Origin of the sequence: Fulvivirga lutimaris (assembly GCF_009711525.1) — a bacterium.
GTDB lineage: Bacteria > Bacteroidota > Bacteroidia > Cytophagales > Cyclobacteriaceae > Fulvivirga > Fulvivirga lutimaris.
In genome coordinates, this window is record NZ_SMLV01000333.1 from 1 (window position 1) to 15,804 (window position 15,804).

16 protein-coding genes are annotated in these 15,804 nt (G+C 35.4%); all 16 read right to left on the reverse strand.

From position 1 onward, the window contains the following. Nucleotides 1-1,337 (reverse strand): asparagine synthase (glutamine-hydrolyzing) (asnB, locus tag E1140_RS07305; protein ID WP_155181003.1); only part of this gene is annotated, 1,337 nt, incomplete at its 3' end. A gap of 5 nt (nucleotides 1,338-1,342) precedes the next feature. After that, nucleotides 1,343-2,290 (reverse strand): class I SAM-dependent methyltransferase, encoded by a 948-nt coding sequence (locus E1140_RS07310; protein WP_155181006.1) that lies wholly within the window; start codon nucleotides 2,288-2,290, stop codon nucleotides 1,343-1,345. A gap of 107 nt (nucleotides 2,291-2,397) precedes the next feature. Further along, a complete protein-coding gene (locus E1140_RS07315) occupies nucleotides 2,398-3,546 on the reverse strand; it encodes a DegT/DnrJ/EryC1/StrS family aminotransferase (RefSeq protein ID WP_155181009.1) in 1,149 nt (382 codons plus the stop codon). Between the two features lies 1 nt (nucleotide 3,547). Then, nucleotides 3,548-4,531, reverse strand: a complete 984-nt coding sequence (locus E1140_RS07320; RefSeq protein ID WP_155181012.1) for an NAD-dependent epimerase/dehydratase family protein — start codon at nucleotides 4,529-4,531, stop codon at nucleotides 3,548-3,550. A 5-nt stretch (nucleotides 4,532-4,536) separates the two neighbouring features. Next, on the reverse strand, nucleotides 4,537-5,505 hold the full coding sequence (locus E1140_RS07325; RefSeq protein WP_155181016.1) for a Gfo/Idh/MocA family oxidoreductase: 969 nt from the start codon (nucleotides 5,503-5,505) through the stop codon (nucleotides 4,537-4,539). Further along, complete coding sequence (locus E1140_RS07330) at nucleotides 5,502-6,083, reverse strand: acyltransferase (RefSeq protein WP_155181051.1); 582 nt, start codon at nucleotides 6,081-6,083, stop codon at nucleotides 5,502-5,504. The genes E1140_RS07325 and E1140_RS07330 overlap by 4 nt, the downstream gene beginning before the upstream one ends. 2 nt (nucleotides 6,084-6,085) lie before the next feature. After that, on the reverse strand, nucleotides 6,086-7,219 hold the full coding sequence (locus tag E1140_RS07335; RefSeq protein WP_155181020.1) for a DegT/DnrJ/EryC1/StrS family aminotransferase: 1,134 nt from the start codon (nucleotides 7,217-7,219) through the stop codon (nucleotides 6,086-6,088). Between the two features lie 135 nt (nucleotides 7,220-7,354). Then, entirely contained in the window at nucleotides 7,355-8,575 is a 1,221-nt protein-coding gene (gene wecC / locus E1140_RS07340) for a UDP-N-acetyl-D-mannosamine dehydrogenase (RefSeq protein ID WP_155181023.1), read from the reverse strand. Beyond that, on the reverse strand, nucleotides 8,575-9,687 hold the full coding sequence (wecB, locus tag E1140_RS07345; protein WP_155181026.1) for a non-hydrolyzing UDP-N-acetylglucosamine 2-epimerase: 1,113 nt from the start codon (nucleotides 9,685-9,687) through the stop codon (nucleotides 8,575-8,577). Before wecB ends, wecC begins: the two co-directional genes overlap by 1 nt. Nucleotides 9,688-9,692: 5 nt before the next feature. Further along, nucleotides 9,693-10,745: a dTDP-glucose 4,6-dehydratase gene (rfbB, locus tag E1140_RS07350; protein WP_155181029.1), complete on the reverse strand. Its 1,053-nt coding sequence runs from the start codon at nucleotides 10,743-10,745 to the stop codon at nucleotides 9,693-9,695. A gap of 1 nt (nucleotide 10,746) precedes the next feature. Further along, the gene (locus E1140_RS22095; RefSeq protein WP_155181033.1) at nucleotides 10,747-10,938 is read right to left on the reverse strand and encodes a sugar nucleotide-binding protein; all 192 of its coding nucleotides are present in this window, start codon (nucleotides 10,936-10,938) and stop codon (nucleotides 10,747-10,749) included. Next, on the reverse strand, nucleotides 10,938-11,489 hold the full coding sequence (rfbC, locus tag E1140_RS07360; protein ID WP_155181036.1) for a dTDP-4-dehydrorhamnose 3,5-epimerase: 552 nt from the start codon (nucleotides 11,487-11,489) through the stop codon (nucleotides 10,938-10,940). The genes E1140_RS22095 and rfbC overlap by 1 nt, the downstream gene beginning before the upstream one ends. Further along, nucleotides 11,489-12,361 carry a glucose-1-phosphate thymidylyltransferase RfbA gene (gene rfbA, locus E1140_RS07365; RefSeq protein WP_155181039.1) on the reverse strand — a complete coding sequence of 291 codons (873 nt, stop codon included), beginning with the start codon at nucleotides 12,359-12,361 and terminating at the stop codon, nucleotides 11,489-11,491. The genes rfbC and rfbA overlap by 1 nt, the downstream gene beginning before the upstream one ends. A gap of 7 nt (nucleotides 12,362-12,368) precedes the next feature. Beyond that, entirely contained in the window at nucleotides 12,369-13,382 is a 1,014-nt protein-coding gene (gene galE, locus E1140_RS07370; protein ID WP_155181042.1) for a UDP-glucose 4-epimerase GalE, read from the reverse strand. Next, entirely contained in the window at nucleotides 13,379-14,629 is a 1,251-nt protein-coding gene (tviB, locus tag E1140_RS07375; protein ID WP_155181045.1) for a Vi polysaccharide biosynthesis UDP-N-acetylglucosamine C-6 dehydrogenase TviB, read from the reverse strand. Before tviB ends, galE begins: the two co-directional genes overlap by 4 nt. Nucleotides 14,630-14,633: 4 nt before the next feature. After that, entirely contained in the window at nucleotides 14,634-15,596 is a 963-nt protein-coding gene (locus E1140_RS07380) for an NAD-dependent epimerase/dehydratase family protein (protein WP_155181048.1), read from the reverse strand. Between the last annotated feature and the right edge of the window lie 208 nt (nucleotides 15,597-15,804).

Sequence of the window (15,804 nt, forward strand, 5' to 3'; positions counted from 1 at the left end):
TATTTCAACTTATCATTGAAGGTGAACACTGCTTCAAAAACTTGCTTAGGTTGATCAATGTCTATTTTATCAAATACTTGTTTGGTAAACAGTTGCTCTTTTTCTGAATCTGGAACGAGCCGTTGCCAGAATTCGTAATATTGATCAAAATAATCTTGTCGATTAATAGAGTCAAAAACTTTGTAATATCTCCATGGATATCCACCAAATAATTCATCTCCTCCAGTTCCTTGCAAACAGACTTTGACAAACTTGGAGGCTAACCTTGAAATATAGTAGTTGGGATAAGACATCCCCACTCTCAGATCCTCCAAATGATACACCAATTTTGGTAAAGACCATTTTATATCACCTGCATTCATCACTTGTTCAAAGTGTTCAGTCTTAAAGTGATTGGCCATTAACTCGGCATCACGCCTTTCATCGAAGTTGACTTCCCTTCCAGTGACTTCGCTCATGTCAAATCCACATGTAAATGTTGATAATCTTTCTACATGGTCTGAGGCTACAGCCGTTATTGAACCAGAATCCATTCCTCCTGATAAATATGCTCCTACGGGAACATCTGATATCATTTGTCTTGTTACCGCCTGTTTAAACAAACGCTTAGTCTCCTCCTGAGCATATTCGAAAGACATAGATTCATCAGTCTGCGTAAAATCATAATCCCACCATGAGTTATGCTCAATCGCTACAGTACTTGAATCAATCCTAACAGTATTAGCAGGAGGTAGCATGGTTACTCCTTTAAATAATGTATTATATGAAAATACATTTTGGAACGTGAAATATTCATTTAATGCATCTAAATCAACATCTATTTTATAATCAGGATGCTTTATTATAGCCTTTATTTCACTTGAGAAGCATATGGATTGTCCGTTGAAGTAATAATATAGAGGTTTGACACCGAATCTGTCTCTACTCAAATAAAGTGCTTCCTCTTTCGTATTCCATGCTGCAATAGCAAACATTCCATTTAAACGCTTAAAAAATGAGGAGCCATGAGCAGCTAATCCTTCTGAAATTACTTCTGTATCTGATGTTGAATAAAATTCATGACCTTTAGACCTAAGCTCTTGTTTTAGCTCTAAAAAGTTATAAATACAACCATTAAATGAGATTATCCATTCACCATTTTTCGAGGTCATTGGTTGTGCTCCTTTGGAAGATGTATCTAAAATAGACAACCTTTTATGGGCTAACGCAATGTTGTTATTTACATAGTAACCGTCACCATCTGGCCCTCTATGTTCAATCACAGATGCCATTTGCTTCAATTCGTTTAAAGTAAATGGTTCTTTATCTAAATTAAAAACCCCAACTATGCCGCACATAAAAATTATTTAATTGAAAACCGTCCTGAATAACAGGCCTCTTCTTCGTGGAAATGGATTACTTTAAGATTATTATCCGTTACCATCTTTAAAAACTCATCTTTAGAATATCTCTTAGCGTTGCTAGGCGAGTACCAGTCAAAATTTGTTGAATCACTTAACTTCTCTCCCCAATCTTCCTTCCAAAAACACTTAAGGAAATTCCAGTAAATAAATCTCTGTATGTCATATTCACCCCCCTTTATACCTAACAAGGGAATATCAGGGACATCTATTTTAGTCTTTAATTCGGATAATGTTTTTCCAAGTTTTGTAAGCTGGCTCGATAATTCCCAAAGCTGATCATTTGAAAAATTGTGAGTTTCCTTTCTGAAATAGTCATCTACAAGTTCTCTGGGAAGAGCCTTTTTACGATATACGTAACAAGAAAATTCACCATGGGAACTTGTAATTTTTGATAAATGTGAAAATGTCTTTTCAGGGTCTTCAGTATGCATTATTACCTGATCGCATGAAACATAATCTACCACTGAGTCCTTAAACCCTGTGTCCGCAATATCACCTTGAATGAAATATAAATTTTTGATGTCTCTGTACTTTACACTGGCGATTTTTGCCGCCTCAGAATAGTCCATTCCTATTACAATAGCGTGTGGAGCCAATTTAGCAAACCACTGGGCCTTATACCCTAATCCGCACCCTGCATCAAATATGACCTTTTTGCGACTTAAGTAATTCTTAAGATCTTTTTCGCTGTTAAAACCATATAATTCTAAATACCATTCATATTGAAACTTGTAGAGTTCATCTAGGTTATCCTGATTATGGGATTTGGACCATTTTTCAGAAAAAACTTCATTGGTTTGCGATTGATTTTTTGCTGAATGCTTCTTAGAAAATTCGATGAAATTAACTTTGAGATCTATTGGCTTTTTAAATAGGCGTTCAAGCATGTGTTATCAATGTTTAATGCGTATGCTCTTCAATAATCATAGCTTAAAAGAATTCAATTTGCCTGAAATTCTAAAAAATCTAAAATTTCAGAATAACACTTCTATAATTAAGATGATTTTAGCGAATTGATTAATTCGATTACTATATGCTTCTGCAAATCTTCTGTCAAATCATTGTAAAGAGGAAGAGCCAATGCATGTTCATAGCACCATTTACTATTAGCCATTTCTCCTTTTATTTCAACTAATGAGTTGTTTTGAAATGCTGTATGCATATGAAGAGAATATGTTCCTATTTGAACTTCTATTCCTTTTTCGCGCATACTTGTCATAATACGATCTCTATCTTTAATAAAAATTGAAAATGTTTGATAGGAGTGCTTACATTGCTTTGTAGAGCATGAACAAGAAGCACACGTTTCTTTTTCAGAGAAGTGCGTTAATGTTACACCTTCTACATTTCGAAGCATTGATTCATAATTATTAGCTAGTTCTATTCGCTTTGATAATAATGCTTCTATATGATCTAATTGTCCAAGGCCTACTGCTGCCTGTAAATTTGTCAACTTGTAATTGGTACCAATATTAGAAAAGTGAATGCCCTCGCGAGAAGCTCCGGTCATATCCATACCAAAGTGCTTATATGAATTCATCCACTCTGCTAGTTCTTCATTTTCTGTAGTAACAATGCCGCCTTCTCCTGTGGTAATAAATTTTCTAGGATGTAATGAGAACACTGTAATATCTGCCTGCTTCCCCACTTTTTCACCTTTAAACTCAGCACCTATACTACAAGCTGCATCTTCAATTATGTATAACTTATATTTGTCTTTGATCGCATTTAATCTATCATAATCTAACGGTGCACCAAATAAAGATACGGGGATAATGGCTTTGGTTTTTGGGGTTATTGCAGCTTCCAATGCATCATAATCTATGAGCATATTCTTTTTGCTTACGTCAACAATGACTGCAGTAGCGCCAACTATTGGGGCTACTGAAGCGGTTGCAGGATAAGTGTAATCTGGTACAATAACTTCATCTCCAACACCTACTTTTAGGGCTCTTAATGCCATTTCTAAACCTGTTGTTGCTGAGGTTACTGCGAGACAGTAATTCACACCTAAAAATTCTTTGAGTCTATTTTCGAATTCTTTGGTGACAGGTCCTTCTGTTAAATAACCACTATCAAGGACTTCTAAAACTTTATCCTTTATCTCTTGTGTGATAAAAGGTTTTATTAAAGGTATATTCATTTTATTCTTTATCGATTCCAGTTTCTATTCTCCAATTAATCAACTTCTGAAGTCCTTGTTCAAGCGTATACTTATATGTGAAATTAATTTCCTCGGCTGCTTTTTTAGCAGAACCAATCCTGTTTTGGACTAGTTGTCTTGCGTCATCCTCAGAATAGGGCACATAGTTTACTTTTAGGGTAGAATTTTTTAGTTTAAGAATAGTGTCACAAAGCGTTTTTATTGTTGTTTGTACTTCTGTTCCGACATTATAAAACCCGCATTTTACATCCGAAAGTAGTGCTTGAATATTTGAAATTGCCACATCTTCCACATAAATGAAATCATATGCCTGACTTCCATCCCCGTTAATATCAGGCGCTTCGTTAGCAGAGATTTTATTCAACATTATTGGCACAACACCGCTGTATACCGCATGTTGATCCTGTCCAGGACCATATACATTCATGTATCTCAACCCAACTATTTCCAAGCCATATCTGTCATTAAAGGCAGTACACATGGCTTCTCCAGCAATTTTTGTGGCACCGTAAAAATTTTTATTATTAAACGGATGATCTTCTGTCATTGGAACTTCCAAGGCGTCACCATATACTGATGCCGATGAAGAATATATAAGTTTTTTGATCTTATGCTTAACACACAGCTCTAAAACATTAAGGGTTCCAGCTACATTTACATCGAAGGCTGTCCTCGGGAAGTCTTTACAATGTAATAACCACATCGCTGCCAAATGGATGACATAGTCCTTACCTTCAATAGCTTTATCTAAAACATCAATTTCCCGCACATCACCACCATAAGGATATATTGAACATCGTGAGTCTTCTAATGCTTTTTCGACATTTGCTTGTTTCCCTCGTGTGAAATTATCGTAAATGACAACTTCTTTCACATCGTGCTTAAGCAATTCGCTTACTACGAACCCGCCAATAAATCCGGCTCCTCCAATTACTAATACTTTTGAATCTTTTAATTTTGTCATTTTATTTATACCGTAAAGGGGTGTGAACTTTGTTTTTCTTTTGCCAATGGATGATACTCTCCTTTTAGTCCAATAGGAGTTGCATGCCTGATGTCATGAACTATTTCGATAGCATTACGGGCGGCTTCCATACCGTAACCATTTCCCTTAATTATTTCTTCGTAAGAAATTGTATGAAGATCAGTAAAACCACCGCTAAATTCAAGTTCTTCACCTTCAATGTTTATAGATCGAAATGTTCTTTGGCCTTTTTCCTTTATTTCTTTTGGTAATAAATCTTCATTAATTGATAAAAACCACCTTACTCTAGCTCTTTCTAGTTCCAGGAATCCTCCAGCTCTATCATGGCTATGTATATGAACGATATTCTCTTTTACATCACCAAATATCCAGGTAAGCATATCATAGAAATGAACTCCAATGTTAGATGCAATTCCGCCTGACTTACTTACATCTCCTTTCCATGATGTATAATACCAATTACCTCTAGAAGTTAAATAAGTAAGGTCAATATCATAGATTTTGTCTTTTGGCCCGTTTGCTATTTTTTCCTTCAAGGCCATAATGCTAGGATGAACTCTAAGTTGCAGAATATTCCAAACTCTTTTGCCCGTTTCTCTCTCCATATTTTGAAGAGCGTCAATGTTCCAAGGGTTTAAGACAAGTGGTTTTTCACAAATAGCATCTGATTCTCTCCGAAGTGCAAAACGAATATGAGCGTCATGTAAATAGTTAGGGGTGCATACCGATACATAGTCAATATGAGTGTTTCTGTCATATTTTAATTTCTCAATATGACGATCAAATCTTTCAAATTCTACGAAAAAGTCAGCATTAGGGAAATGACTATCAATGACGCCCACACTGTCAAAATTGTCTAATGCTGCCAATAGATTATTGCCAGTATCTTTTATGGCTTTCATATGTCTAGGAGCAATAAATCCTGATGCTCCGATTAAAGCGAAATTTTTCATTTTATTATTTTTGATACTTTGTTATTTATAAGGGAGTACTTTTCATTTGACTCTGGGCAAGTTGCGTAGCCTTCATCATTGAAGGTTAAACGATGACCAAACTCACTCATCCAACCAATTTGTTTCGCAGGATTACCAACCACTAAAGCATATGGCATCACCTCTTTGGTAACTACTGTTCCTGCACCTACAAACGCATATTCCCCAATATCATGTCCACATACAATTGTTGAATTAGCCCCAATGGTGGCCCCTTTTTTTACTATTGTCTTAGTATATTCACCTCTACGGTTTACACCACTTCGGGGGTTGATTACATTTGTAAATACCATAGATGGTCCCAAGAAAACATCATCTTCACAAATTACTCCTGTATAAATGGAAACATTGTTCTGAACTTTTACATTCTTACCCAGAACTACATCAGGAGAAATCACTACATTTTGCCCGACATTACAGCCTTCTCCTAATTTACAGCCTGACATTATGTGAGAAAAATGCCATATTTTAGTTCCATTTCCAATATCGCAATCTTCATCAATAATAGCTGTCTCGTGAGCAAAATAGGTGGTGTTCATTTTCATTTAAAATATGATCTAATATTATCAATAATATATTCTTGTTGATCAGTATGCATTTCAGTATGAATCGGCAAAGATAGAACTTTCTTGCAAAGACTTTCTGCTATCGGGAATTGTCCAGTTTTGTAGCCATATTGATTATAAGCCTTTTGTAAATGAACTGGAATAGGGTAATATATCATAGATGGGATTTGCTTCTCATGTAGGTACTTTTTCAAGTCATCTCTGTTACCTCCCTCAATTTGTACTGTATATTGATGAAATACATGTGTGGAATAAGAGTTTCTATGAGGAGTTATTATCTCGGATATATCTTTCAATCCTACATCATATCTATCAGCCACTAATTGCCTACGCTTTGAAAAGTCATTCAATTCTTTCAATTTGACGGATAGCAATGCAGCTTGCAGGGTATCTAATCTGGAATTAACACCTATAATATCGTGGATGTATTTTTCAGATTGTCCGTGGTTCGCTATCATACGACACTGTTTTGCATGATCTCCACTATTGGTCATTAAGGCTCCACCATCACCAAAACATCCCAAGTTCTTGGAAGGGAAAAAAGATGTTGTCCCAATATCTCCAATAGTTCCTGCAAATTGAGTTGTTGCATTCTTGTGAAAGTATACTGAGCCTATAGCCTGAGCAGTATCTTCAATTACTTTTAAGTTATTTTCATCTGCTATTGCCATAATCTTATCCATATCGGCACATTGTCCGAATAGATGTACAGGTACAATGCCTACAGTACGCTCAGTTATAGATTCACTTAATGCCTCAATGTTTATATTAAAATCATTCTCATTGACATCAACAAATATTGGAACGAGACCTAGCAACGCAATAACTTCTACAGTGGCAACATAGGTAAATGCAGGTACAATAACTTCATCTCCGGGTTTGAAGCCACAAGCCATCATTGCTATTTGGAGAGCATCTGTACCATTAGCGCATGGAATTACATTTTTACAATCTAAATATTCAGATAATTCTGAGGAAAATTTGCTTACGGGAGGTCCCTGTATAAATATTCCATTTTCAATTACTTTATTTAAGGCTTCATCTATTTCAGACTTTAATCGGTGATACTGAGTTTTCAAGTCCACCATTTGTATTTCTACATTTCTCATTTAACTTGTTATAATCATTGTGATTTTAAAACCCGCTGAAAGCAAATCTGATCTGCTTCAAGGTATTCAAATATGAGTTACCTTCATTTTTGCTTTTAATACCTGAAAGCCACCTATATTTATGCAAATAAAAGCTTAATTCAACCAATTATTGGCTATTCCGCACAAATTTAAAACTATTTTATCTTTCAAATCGGCATTTTCAAACCCTTTATGCTTAACAAGAAGAACAAATAAATCAGCAGATTCTATTGCTTCATTTAAATTACTGACCTTAATACTAGGATGAGATGTGATATTAGGTTCGATGGCCATTACATTGAATCCATAATTAATTAAGTTTTCTGTTACATATAAAGCAGGACTCTCTCTAAGATCATCGATATCTGGTTTAAATGCTAATCCAAGACAAGCGATTATTGGCTTGCGTCCTTCATTTAATTCAAATTCAAGAGCTTTATTTTTGATTTTCTCAATAACCCACTCCGTTTTGTAATTATTGATTTCACGCGCAGTTCTGATAATTTTTGCCTTTTCCTTGAATTCGGAAACAATAAACCATGGATCAACTGCTATACAATGTCCCCCAACTCCAGTTCCAGGTTGAAGTATATTCACACGGGGGTGCTTGTTTGCCAGTTTTATAAGTTCCCACACATCAATATCAGCTTCATCACAAATCATAGATAGCTCATTAGCAAAAGCTATTTGCACATCACGGGACGCATTTTCAACCAATTTAGTCATTTCAGCTGTGCGAGCATTGGTTTGATACAGCTCACCGGTTATGAAAAGTTGATAAAACTCGACTGCCTTTTTTGTTGAAGCTTCATCAATTCCACCAATAGCTCTATCGTTATTTTTTAGTTCATAAATCACATTGCCTGGCAACACTCTTTCGGGACAGTACGCTATATAAATTTTACCTTCTAATTCAGGTCTTTCGGAAAAAATAAGTCTTGCCATTCTCTCTGTTGTACCGACTGGAGAAGTAGACTCAATAATAAATAAATTACCTTCTGACAGAAATGGAAGAACCATTCTGGTAGCAGATTCTACAAATTTTAAATCGGGTTCATGTTTGTCTCCTTTAAAAGGGGTAGGTACTGCGATTAAGAAAACATCAGCTTTTGCTGGTTTAATCGCTGCTTTTAGGTATCCCCGCTCAACATCATGTCTTACCAAACCGTCCAAGGCAGGTTCCACAATATGTATTTCTCCATTGTTGACGGTTTTAACAATATTTTCATTGATATCAACTCCCAATACAGATATCTCATTACTAGCTATCAATGCAGCCGTAGGCAATCCAATATACCCTAACCCCATCATGACCACTTTGGTATTTTTATTCATTAGATATTATCCTTCAAAAAATTTAAAATTTGCAAACTGGTAGTGCCATCTCCATAAGGGTTAATAGCATTTGCCATACTTTGGTAGTATGCTTCGTTATCCAAAAGTAGTTTTGATTCTCCAACAATCTTTTCAAAATCGGAACCCACCAATTTGGCCGTTCCAGCTTCAATACCTTCCTGCCTTTCGGTAACTTCCCGCATTACTAATACAGGTTTTCCTAAAGAAGGTGCCTCTTCTTGAATTCCTCCTGAATCTGTAAGTACAAAATATGATTTATTCATTAACCATATTAGATATGGATATGATAATGGTTCTATTAATTTAACATTATCTATACCGTTTAAAATTTCATTAACTGTAACCCTTATGTTAGGATTTAAATGCATAGGATAAACTAACTCTACATCTGGATAATTTACTGCAATTTCTTTCATTGCTCTACACATACTTTCAAAAGGATGACCAAAACTTTCTCTTCTATGCCCTGTTACTAGTATAATTCTTTTCGAAAAATCAATATTTTCAAAATGCTTTTCAAAAGTTGCTTCTCCATGCTTCTTAATAATATCTAAACCTAATAATAGTGCATCTATAACAGTATTTCCGACTTGATGAACATTGTTAACTATTCCTTCAAGTTTAAGATTATTTACCGCCATTTTTGTAGGTGCAAAATGATAATTTGCTAAGTGACCTACCAGTTTTCTATTTCCTTCTTCAGGGAATGGTGAATTCAAATTATGGCTTCTTAACCCTGCCTCAATGTGTGAAACTCTTATTTTTTCATAAAAACCTGCCAGCGCTCCCACGAATGCCGTGGTTGTGTCCCCTTGAACAAAAATATTATCTGGATTTTCCTTATTCAATATTGGTTTTAATCCTAGAAGAGCTTTTGCAGTGATGTCATATAAAGTCTGATTGTGAGACATTAGGTTTAAATCATAATGAGGCTTGATATCAAAGAAACTGAGAACTTGATCCAACATTTCTCTATGCTGACCTGTTACACAAACTACTACTTTTTGAGCGTCATCTTTTTGAAATTCTTTAATTAGTGGTGCCATTTTAATGGCCTCCGGCCGTGTTCCAAAGATAAAAAGGTGCTTCATGTAATTTATTTCACTAAGTAGGTCTTTTTATAATAGTCTTTATATTGACCAGAAGTCACATGTTCTAACCAGTTAGGGTGCTCTAAGTACCAATCTACAGTTTTCTTCATACCTTCTTCAAATTGTAACGAAGGCTCCCACCCCAGTTCATTTTTAATCTTGCTGGCATCTATGGCATAGCGATGATCATGTCCTGCTCTATCTGTTACATAAGTAATTAGCTTTGCAGATTCACCTTCTGGCCTTCCAAGCTTTTTATCCATTAAGGTGCAAAGTAACTTAACAATATCAATATTTTTCCACTCATTGAACCCTCCAACATTATATGTTTCTCCAATATTCCCCATATGAAAAATATCATCGATAGCTCTTGCATGATCAACAACAAAAAGCCAATCGCGAATATTTTCACCTTGCCCATAAACGGGTAAAGGCTTGTTATTTTTTATATTGTTAATCATGAGTGGCAATAACTTCTCAGGAAACTGATTCGGCCCATAATTATTTGAGCAATTGGAGATCTTTACTTGAAGATTATAAGTATTAGCCCATGCCCTAACAAAATGATCGGAACTTGCCTTAGAAGCTGAATATGGTGATTGTGGGTCATAGGGTGTACTTTCTAAGAAAAAGCCTTCCTCTCCCAAGGAGCCATAAACTTCGTCAGTCGAAACATGGTAAAAAATATGATTAGACAAATTTTTCTTCCAGCATTTAGCTGCCGCATTAAGAAGTGTTACGGTTCCGAAAACATTAGTCTTTACAAAGCTGAAGGGATCTGAAATAGATCTGTCAACATGAGATTCTGCCGCTAAATGGATGACATCGGTAATATTTTCTTTTTGAAATAATTCTAAGATGAATTCAGCATCACAGATATCACCTTTCACAAATTTATAATTGTCTGCGTTTTCAATGTCTTTAATGTTCTCAAGATTTCCCGCATAGGTCAATAGATCTAGATTTATAATTTTGTAATTAGAATACTTGTTTACAAATAGCCTTACCACATGTGATCCAATGAATCCGGCACCGCCTGTTATTAATAAATTTTTCATATCATTGAATTTCTATTAAATATTTGTTCAAGCCATCTTTCCATCTACTAATATTGAGATTGAAAGTGGACTCAATTTTACTTTTATCCAAAATACTATATTTTGGTCTATTAGCCCTAGTTGAAAATTCTGATGATAGGAATCGTATTTCACTTTCTAATTGCCCGTTTGCTCCAGTTACTGATACTTTCATTAATCAAATTTTGAGTTAAACTCTGCAAAAGGAATATTCAGTTTGTCCTTTTCAGAGAGGATTACCTTGCTTTCAGGGATGCCCCAATCAATACCAAAGGCATCATCATTATATATAAGCCCACCTTCAGATTGCTTATTATAGTAACTGTCACACTTATACAAAATCTCGGCTGTGTCACTTAATACTGAAAAACCGTGCGCAAATCCTTGCGGTACAAGCAATTGTTTTTTATTCTTGGCAGATAATTCAATGCTGAAACTCTGCCCATAGGTTTTGCTGGACTTTCTTATGTCTACAACGGCATCCAAAATACTACCAGAAAGTGCTCTTATCAATTTTGTCTGGGCGTATGGAGGATTTTGAAAGTGTAGTCCGCGAAGCACCCCGTAAGTTGACTTAGACTGATTGTCCTGAACAAATGAATGATTGATTCCATGATTGGAAAGTAACTTACTATTATAGCTCTCCATGAAAAATCCCCTATGATCTTCAAAAACAGTTGGTTCGAGGACGAAAAGCCCTTCAAATTTAGTGGAGATAATATTCATTATTTCAATCCTTTGGCCACAGCTATTAAATATTGGCCGTAGTTATTTTTTAAAAGTGGTTGAGCAAGTTGAATGAGTTGTTCCTGATTTATATAACCCATATTGAACGCTATTTCTTCAAGACAGGCAATTTTCAACCCTTGTCTTTCTTCAATTGATTCTACAAAGTTAGAGGCTTGTAGAAGCGAACGATGGGTGCCGGTGTCTAACCACGCCATACCTCTTCCTAAGAGTTGCACATTTAGACTCTTCTCTTTTAAGTACATATTATTAAGATCTGTGATCTCTAGCTCCCCTCTTTTAGAAGGCTTAACTAACTTGGCCTTTTCTATAACACTATTGTCATAAAAATATAATCCAGTAACTGCATAATGTGATTTCGGTTTCTCCGGCTTCTCTTCAATTGAAACAACTTTTTTATTATGATCAAACTCTACAACGCCATAACGTTCAGGATCACTAACATAATAACCAAATACCGTGGCGCCACTAGTCAACTGAGCAGTTTCTTTCAATGTTTTGGAGAAATTATAACCATAAAAAATATTATCCCCTAGAACTAGTGCCACTGAATCGTTACCAATGAAATCCTCACCTAACAGAAACGCTTGTGTTAAGCCATCGGGCGACGGCTGGATTTTATATGATAATTTAATTCCTAGATCTGACCCGTCTCCTAATAATTTTTCAAAAGTGCCTATATCGTCTGGTGTTGAAATAACTAGAATTTCACTAATTCCCGCCATCATTAATACTGACAAGGGGTAGTAAATCATAGGCTTATCATAAATCGGCAATATTTGCTTTGATACCCCTTTAGTTATAGGATAAAGCCTTGTGCCAGATCCTCCAGCTAGAACAATTCCTTTCATATTATTTTTAGTTTAATGAGGACTCCCATTTCCAGGCATCTTGCAATGCAGCTTCTAAGGATAACTCAGTTTTCCAGTTGAGTTTATTCAATGCGTAAGAGGTATCTGCATAAACCTTTTCAACATCTCCCTCACGCCTTGGGCCTATTTTATAGTTTAATTTAATATCATTTACTCTTTCGAATGTTTCAATTACTTCCAAAACAGAATTGCCTTTTCCTGTTCCCAGATTGATACAGTCAAATATTGGTTCTTTGGTTCTCAGCAGTTCTTCCATTGCTTTTACATGAGCTTTGGCCAAATCAACAACATGAATATAGTCTCTGATGCATGTTCCATCAGGAGTATCATAATCATTACCAAATACTGTTAGTTGCTCTCTTTTTCCGATTGCCGTTTGTGTTATATATGGCACAAGGTTGTTAGGGGTGCCTAGGGGTAATTCCCCTATTAACGCTGATGGATGAGCGCCAATTGGATTAAAATAACGTAGTGCAAATGCTTTCAGCGTTTTATTTGCCTTGACTGTATCGTGTATTATATCTTCACACACTTGTTTTGTGCGACCATATGGTGACTCTGCTAGTTTGATAGGTGACTTTTCCGTAACAGGTAATATGTCTGGTTGACCATATACTGTGCAGGATGAGCTGAAGACAAAGTTTGGGCAACTAATTTTCTCTAAAAAAGATAGTATAGCTACTGTAGATGCAATATTGTTATGGTAATACTTTAATGGCAATTTTGAGGATTCTCCAACGGCCTTATAAGCAGCAAAGTGGATGCATCCTATTATTTTTTCAGCTAAAAGAGAATTAATTAATAACTCCAAATTACAACAGTCAATGTTGTAGGTGGTTATTTCATTACCTGTGATTTGTTTAATCTTATCTAAAACGAATTTTTCTGAATTGCTAAAATTATCAATTATAATGGGCTCATATCCGGCATTGATTAACTCAACACATGTATGCGATCCAATATAACCCGCACCACCCGTTACGAGTATTTTGCCTTTCATAGTCTAGCCGTAATGGTTGAAGGGTTTAAAAAGGCTTTTATATCATAAACTACTGTTTTCGAATCCTTGTATTTATCAAATTCAAGTTTTTTAAACTCATCATGGCCTACGGCTAATATGATAGCATTGTACTTATGTTCCAACTTAGTAATCAATTCTACCCCATACTCTTCATTTACTTCTTCACTATCGGCTTCTGGGTCATAAACATCCACATTGATGCCAAATCCTTGTAATTCTTTTATCACATCAATCACCCTACTATTTCTAATGTCTGGGCAATTTTCTTTGAATGTGATTCCTAAAACTAGGACCTTACTATTTTTTATAGGGTTGTCATTATTGGCCATCAACTTAATGACCTTATTAGCAACATGTATTCCCATATTATCATTTATTCTTCTACCAGCCAAAATGACCTGCGGGGTATACCCTAGACTTTGTGCTTTGTACGTAAGATAGTAAGGGTCAACACCTATACAGTGACCACCTACCAAACCTGGCTTAAAAGGTAGGAAATTCCATTTCGTACCTGCTGCTTCTAAAACTTCATGAGTATCTATACCAACTTTATCGAAAATAAGAGCCAGTTCGTTAACAAAAGCAATGTTCAAATCGCGCTGAGAGTTTTCAATTACTTTGGCTGCTTCTGCCACTTTGATACTAGAAGCCTTAAAAGTGCCAGCCGTTATTATTTTTTTATAAAGTTGATCTACCTTCTCTGCAATTTCAATGGTACTACCACTAGTTACCTTCTTAATTGTTGGTAGACGGTGTTGTTTGTCTCCTGGGTTAATGCGCTCAGGTGAGTAACCACAGAAAAAATCAACATTAAACTTTAGTCCACTGTATTTTTCTAGGACAGGAACGCAAACCTCTTCTGTACAACCAGGAAATACTGTGGATTCATAAATAACAACATCACCTTTTTTTAATATATTACCAACAGTCTCACTTGCTTTTAATAAAGGAGTAAGATCAGGGTTTTTATAGTCATCTATTGGTGTTGGTACAGTTACAATAAATATGGTAGCCTCTGAAAGATCACTGATCTCCATTGTGAAGCTGAGTTGTGAAGCTTCCTTGAATTCTCTAGTTTCTACTTCTTTTGTGAAGTCTACACCTTTTTTTAGATCTTCAATCCTTTTTTTATTGATATCAAAACCAATAGTTGGTACCATTTTGCCAAACTCAACAGCCAACGGCAGTCCTACATACCCTAATCCTATAATCGCTATTTTTTCCATTTTTTTAGTTCTTGTAATAATTCTTATACCACTCATAAACACTCCTCAAACCATCGTTAAAATAAACATTTGGTTCATAATTAAGCATAGCTCTTATTTTAGATATATCTGCTTTTGAATGTTTTATATCACCTATTCTCTCTGGGCCATAACTTGCATTTATTGATTTAAATGAAATTTTCCTGAGATAATCTACCATCTGATTTAGAGTTGTTTGCTCACCGCAAGCAACATTATAAACAGTATTCAATCCTTTCCTTTCTTCACAAAGCAAAGATAGTATGTTCGCTTGAACTGCATTATCGACATATGTAAAATCTCTGGTCGTTTCTCCATCACCATTAATTTTAGGAGACTTCCCATCAATAAATGCTTTGCAAAATAACGGTATCACAGCTGCATATGGATTATCAGGACTTTGCTTTGGCCCAAATACATTAAAATACCTCAATCCTACATAATTTAGACCATAGGACTTGTGAAATATTTCAGCATATTGTTCTACAGCATACTTGGTTATGGCATATGGATTTAAAGGGTTACCTATTTTATCTTCTTGTTTTGGTAAAATGGTACTATCTCCATAGGTACTAGATGAACATGCAAGAACAACCCTTTCGATATTATTAACGACTGCAGCATGTAGAATATTCACTGTTCCATCAATATTCACTTTGGTTGTAAGCATAGGATTTTCTATGCTTCTTGGAACTGAGCCTAAAGCAGCCTGATGAGAGATTAAATCAAAACCTTTAGTCAACTCCAGCATTTTATCATAATCACAAATGTCTTCTTTAAAGAATTCAAACTTTGGATGTGATTCAAATTCTGAGACATTACTCCAATAGCCGTTGGATAAATTGTCAATAACCCTAACTGAGCCAAATCTCTCATCATTAAGCAAGTACTCCACTAGATTAGATCCAATGAACCCGGCCCCTCCTGTAACGACAATTTTTTTATTCATAGTAATTATTGAAAACTTCAAGATCAAATTTTTTCACTTGAATTTTATACATTTGCTCGAAATTTTGAAAATATGACTGACAAGCAAAATTATAAAAGTTCAGAGGATGAAATCGATCTTAGGCAATTATTTAATGCAATAGGAAGTTTTTTTTCAAAAATATGGAGGTCGATGATTTATGCGATAGTAAATTTTCGCAGAGCTACTA

Excerpts from the sequence above, each read along its gene's own strand:
- E1140_RS07310 (WP_155181006.1), bottom strand. The coding sequence starts at position 2,290 with ATGCTTGAACGCCTATTTAAAAAGCCAATAGATCTCAAAGTTAATTTC.
- E1140_RS07315 (WP_155181009.1), bottom strand. The coding sequence starts at position 3,546 with ATGAATATACCTTTAATAAAACCTTTTATCACACAAGAGATAAAGGAT.
- E1140_RS07320 (WP_155181012.1), bottom strand. The coding sequence starts at position 4,531 with ATGACAAAATTAAAAGATTCAAAAGTATTAGTAATTGGAGGAGCCGGA.
- E1140_RS07325 (WP_155181016.1), bottom strand. The coding sequence starts at position 5,505 with ATGAAAAATTTCGCTTTAATCGGAGCATCAGGATTTATTGCTCCTAGA.
- E1140_RS07330 (WP_155181051.1), bottom strand. The coding sequence starts at position 6,083 with ATGAACACCACCTATTTTGCTCACGAGACAGCTATTATTGATGAAGAT.
- E1140_RS07335 (WP_155181020.1), bottom strand. The coding sequence starts at position 7,219 with ATGAGAAATGTAGAAATACAAATGGTGGACTTGAAAACTCAGTATCAC.
- wecC (WP_155181023.1), bottom strand. The coding sequence starts at position 8,575 with ATGAATAAAAATACCAAAGTGGTCATGATGGGGTTAGGGTATATTGGA.
- wecB (WP_155181026.1), bottom strand. The coding sequence starts at position 9,687 with ATGAAGCACCTTTTTATCTTTGGAACACGGCCGGAGGCCATTAAAATG.
- rfbB (WP_155181029.1), bottom strand. The coding sequence starts at position 10,745 with ATGAAAAATTTATTAATAACAGGCGGTGCCGGATTCATTGGATCACAT.
- E1140_RS22095 (WP_155181033.1), bottom strand. The coding sequence starts at position 10,938 with ATGAAAGTATCAGTAACTGGAGCAAACGGGCAATTAGAAAGTGAAATA.
- rfbC (WP_155181036.1), bottom strand. The coding sequence starts at position 11,489 with ATGAATATTATCTCCACTAAATTTGAAGGGCTTTTCGTCCTCGAACCA.
- rfbA (WP_155181039.1), bottom strand. The coding sequence starts at position 12,361 with ATGAAAGGAATTGTTCTAGCTGGAGGATCTGGCACAAGGCTTTATCCT.
- galE (WP_155181042.1), bottom strand. The coding sequence starts at position 13,382 with ATGAAAGGCAAAATACTCGTAACGGGTGGTGCGGGTTATATTGGATCG.
- tviB (WP_155181045.1), bottom strand. The coding sequence starts at position 14,629 with ATGGAAAAAATAGCGATTATAGGATTAGGGTATGTAGGACTGCCGTTG.
- E1140_RS07380 (WP_155181048.1), bottom strand. The coding sequence starts at position 15,596 with ATGAATAAAAAAATTGTCGTTACAGGAGGGGCCGGGTTCATTGGATCT.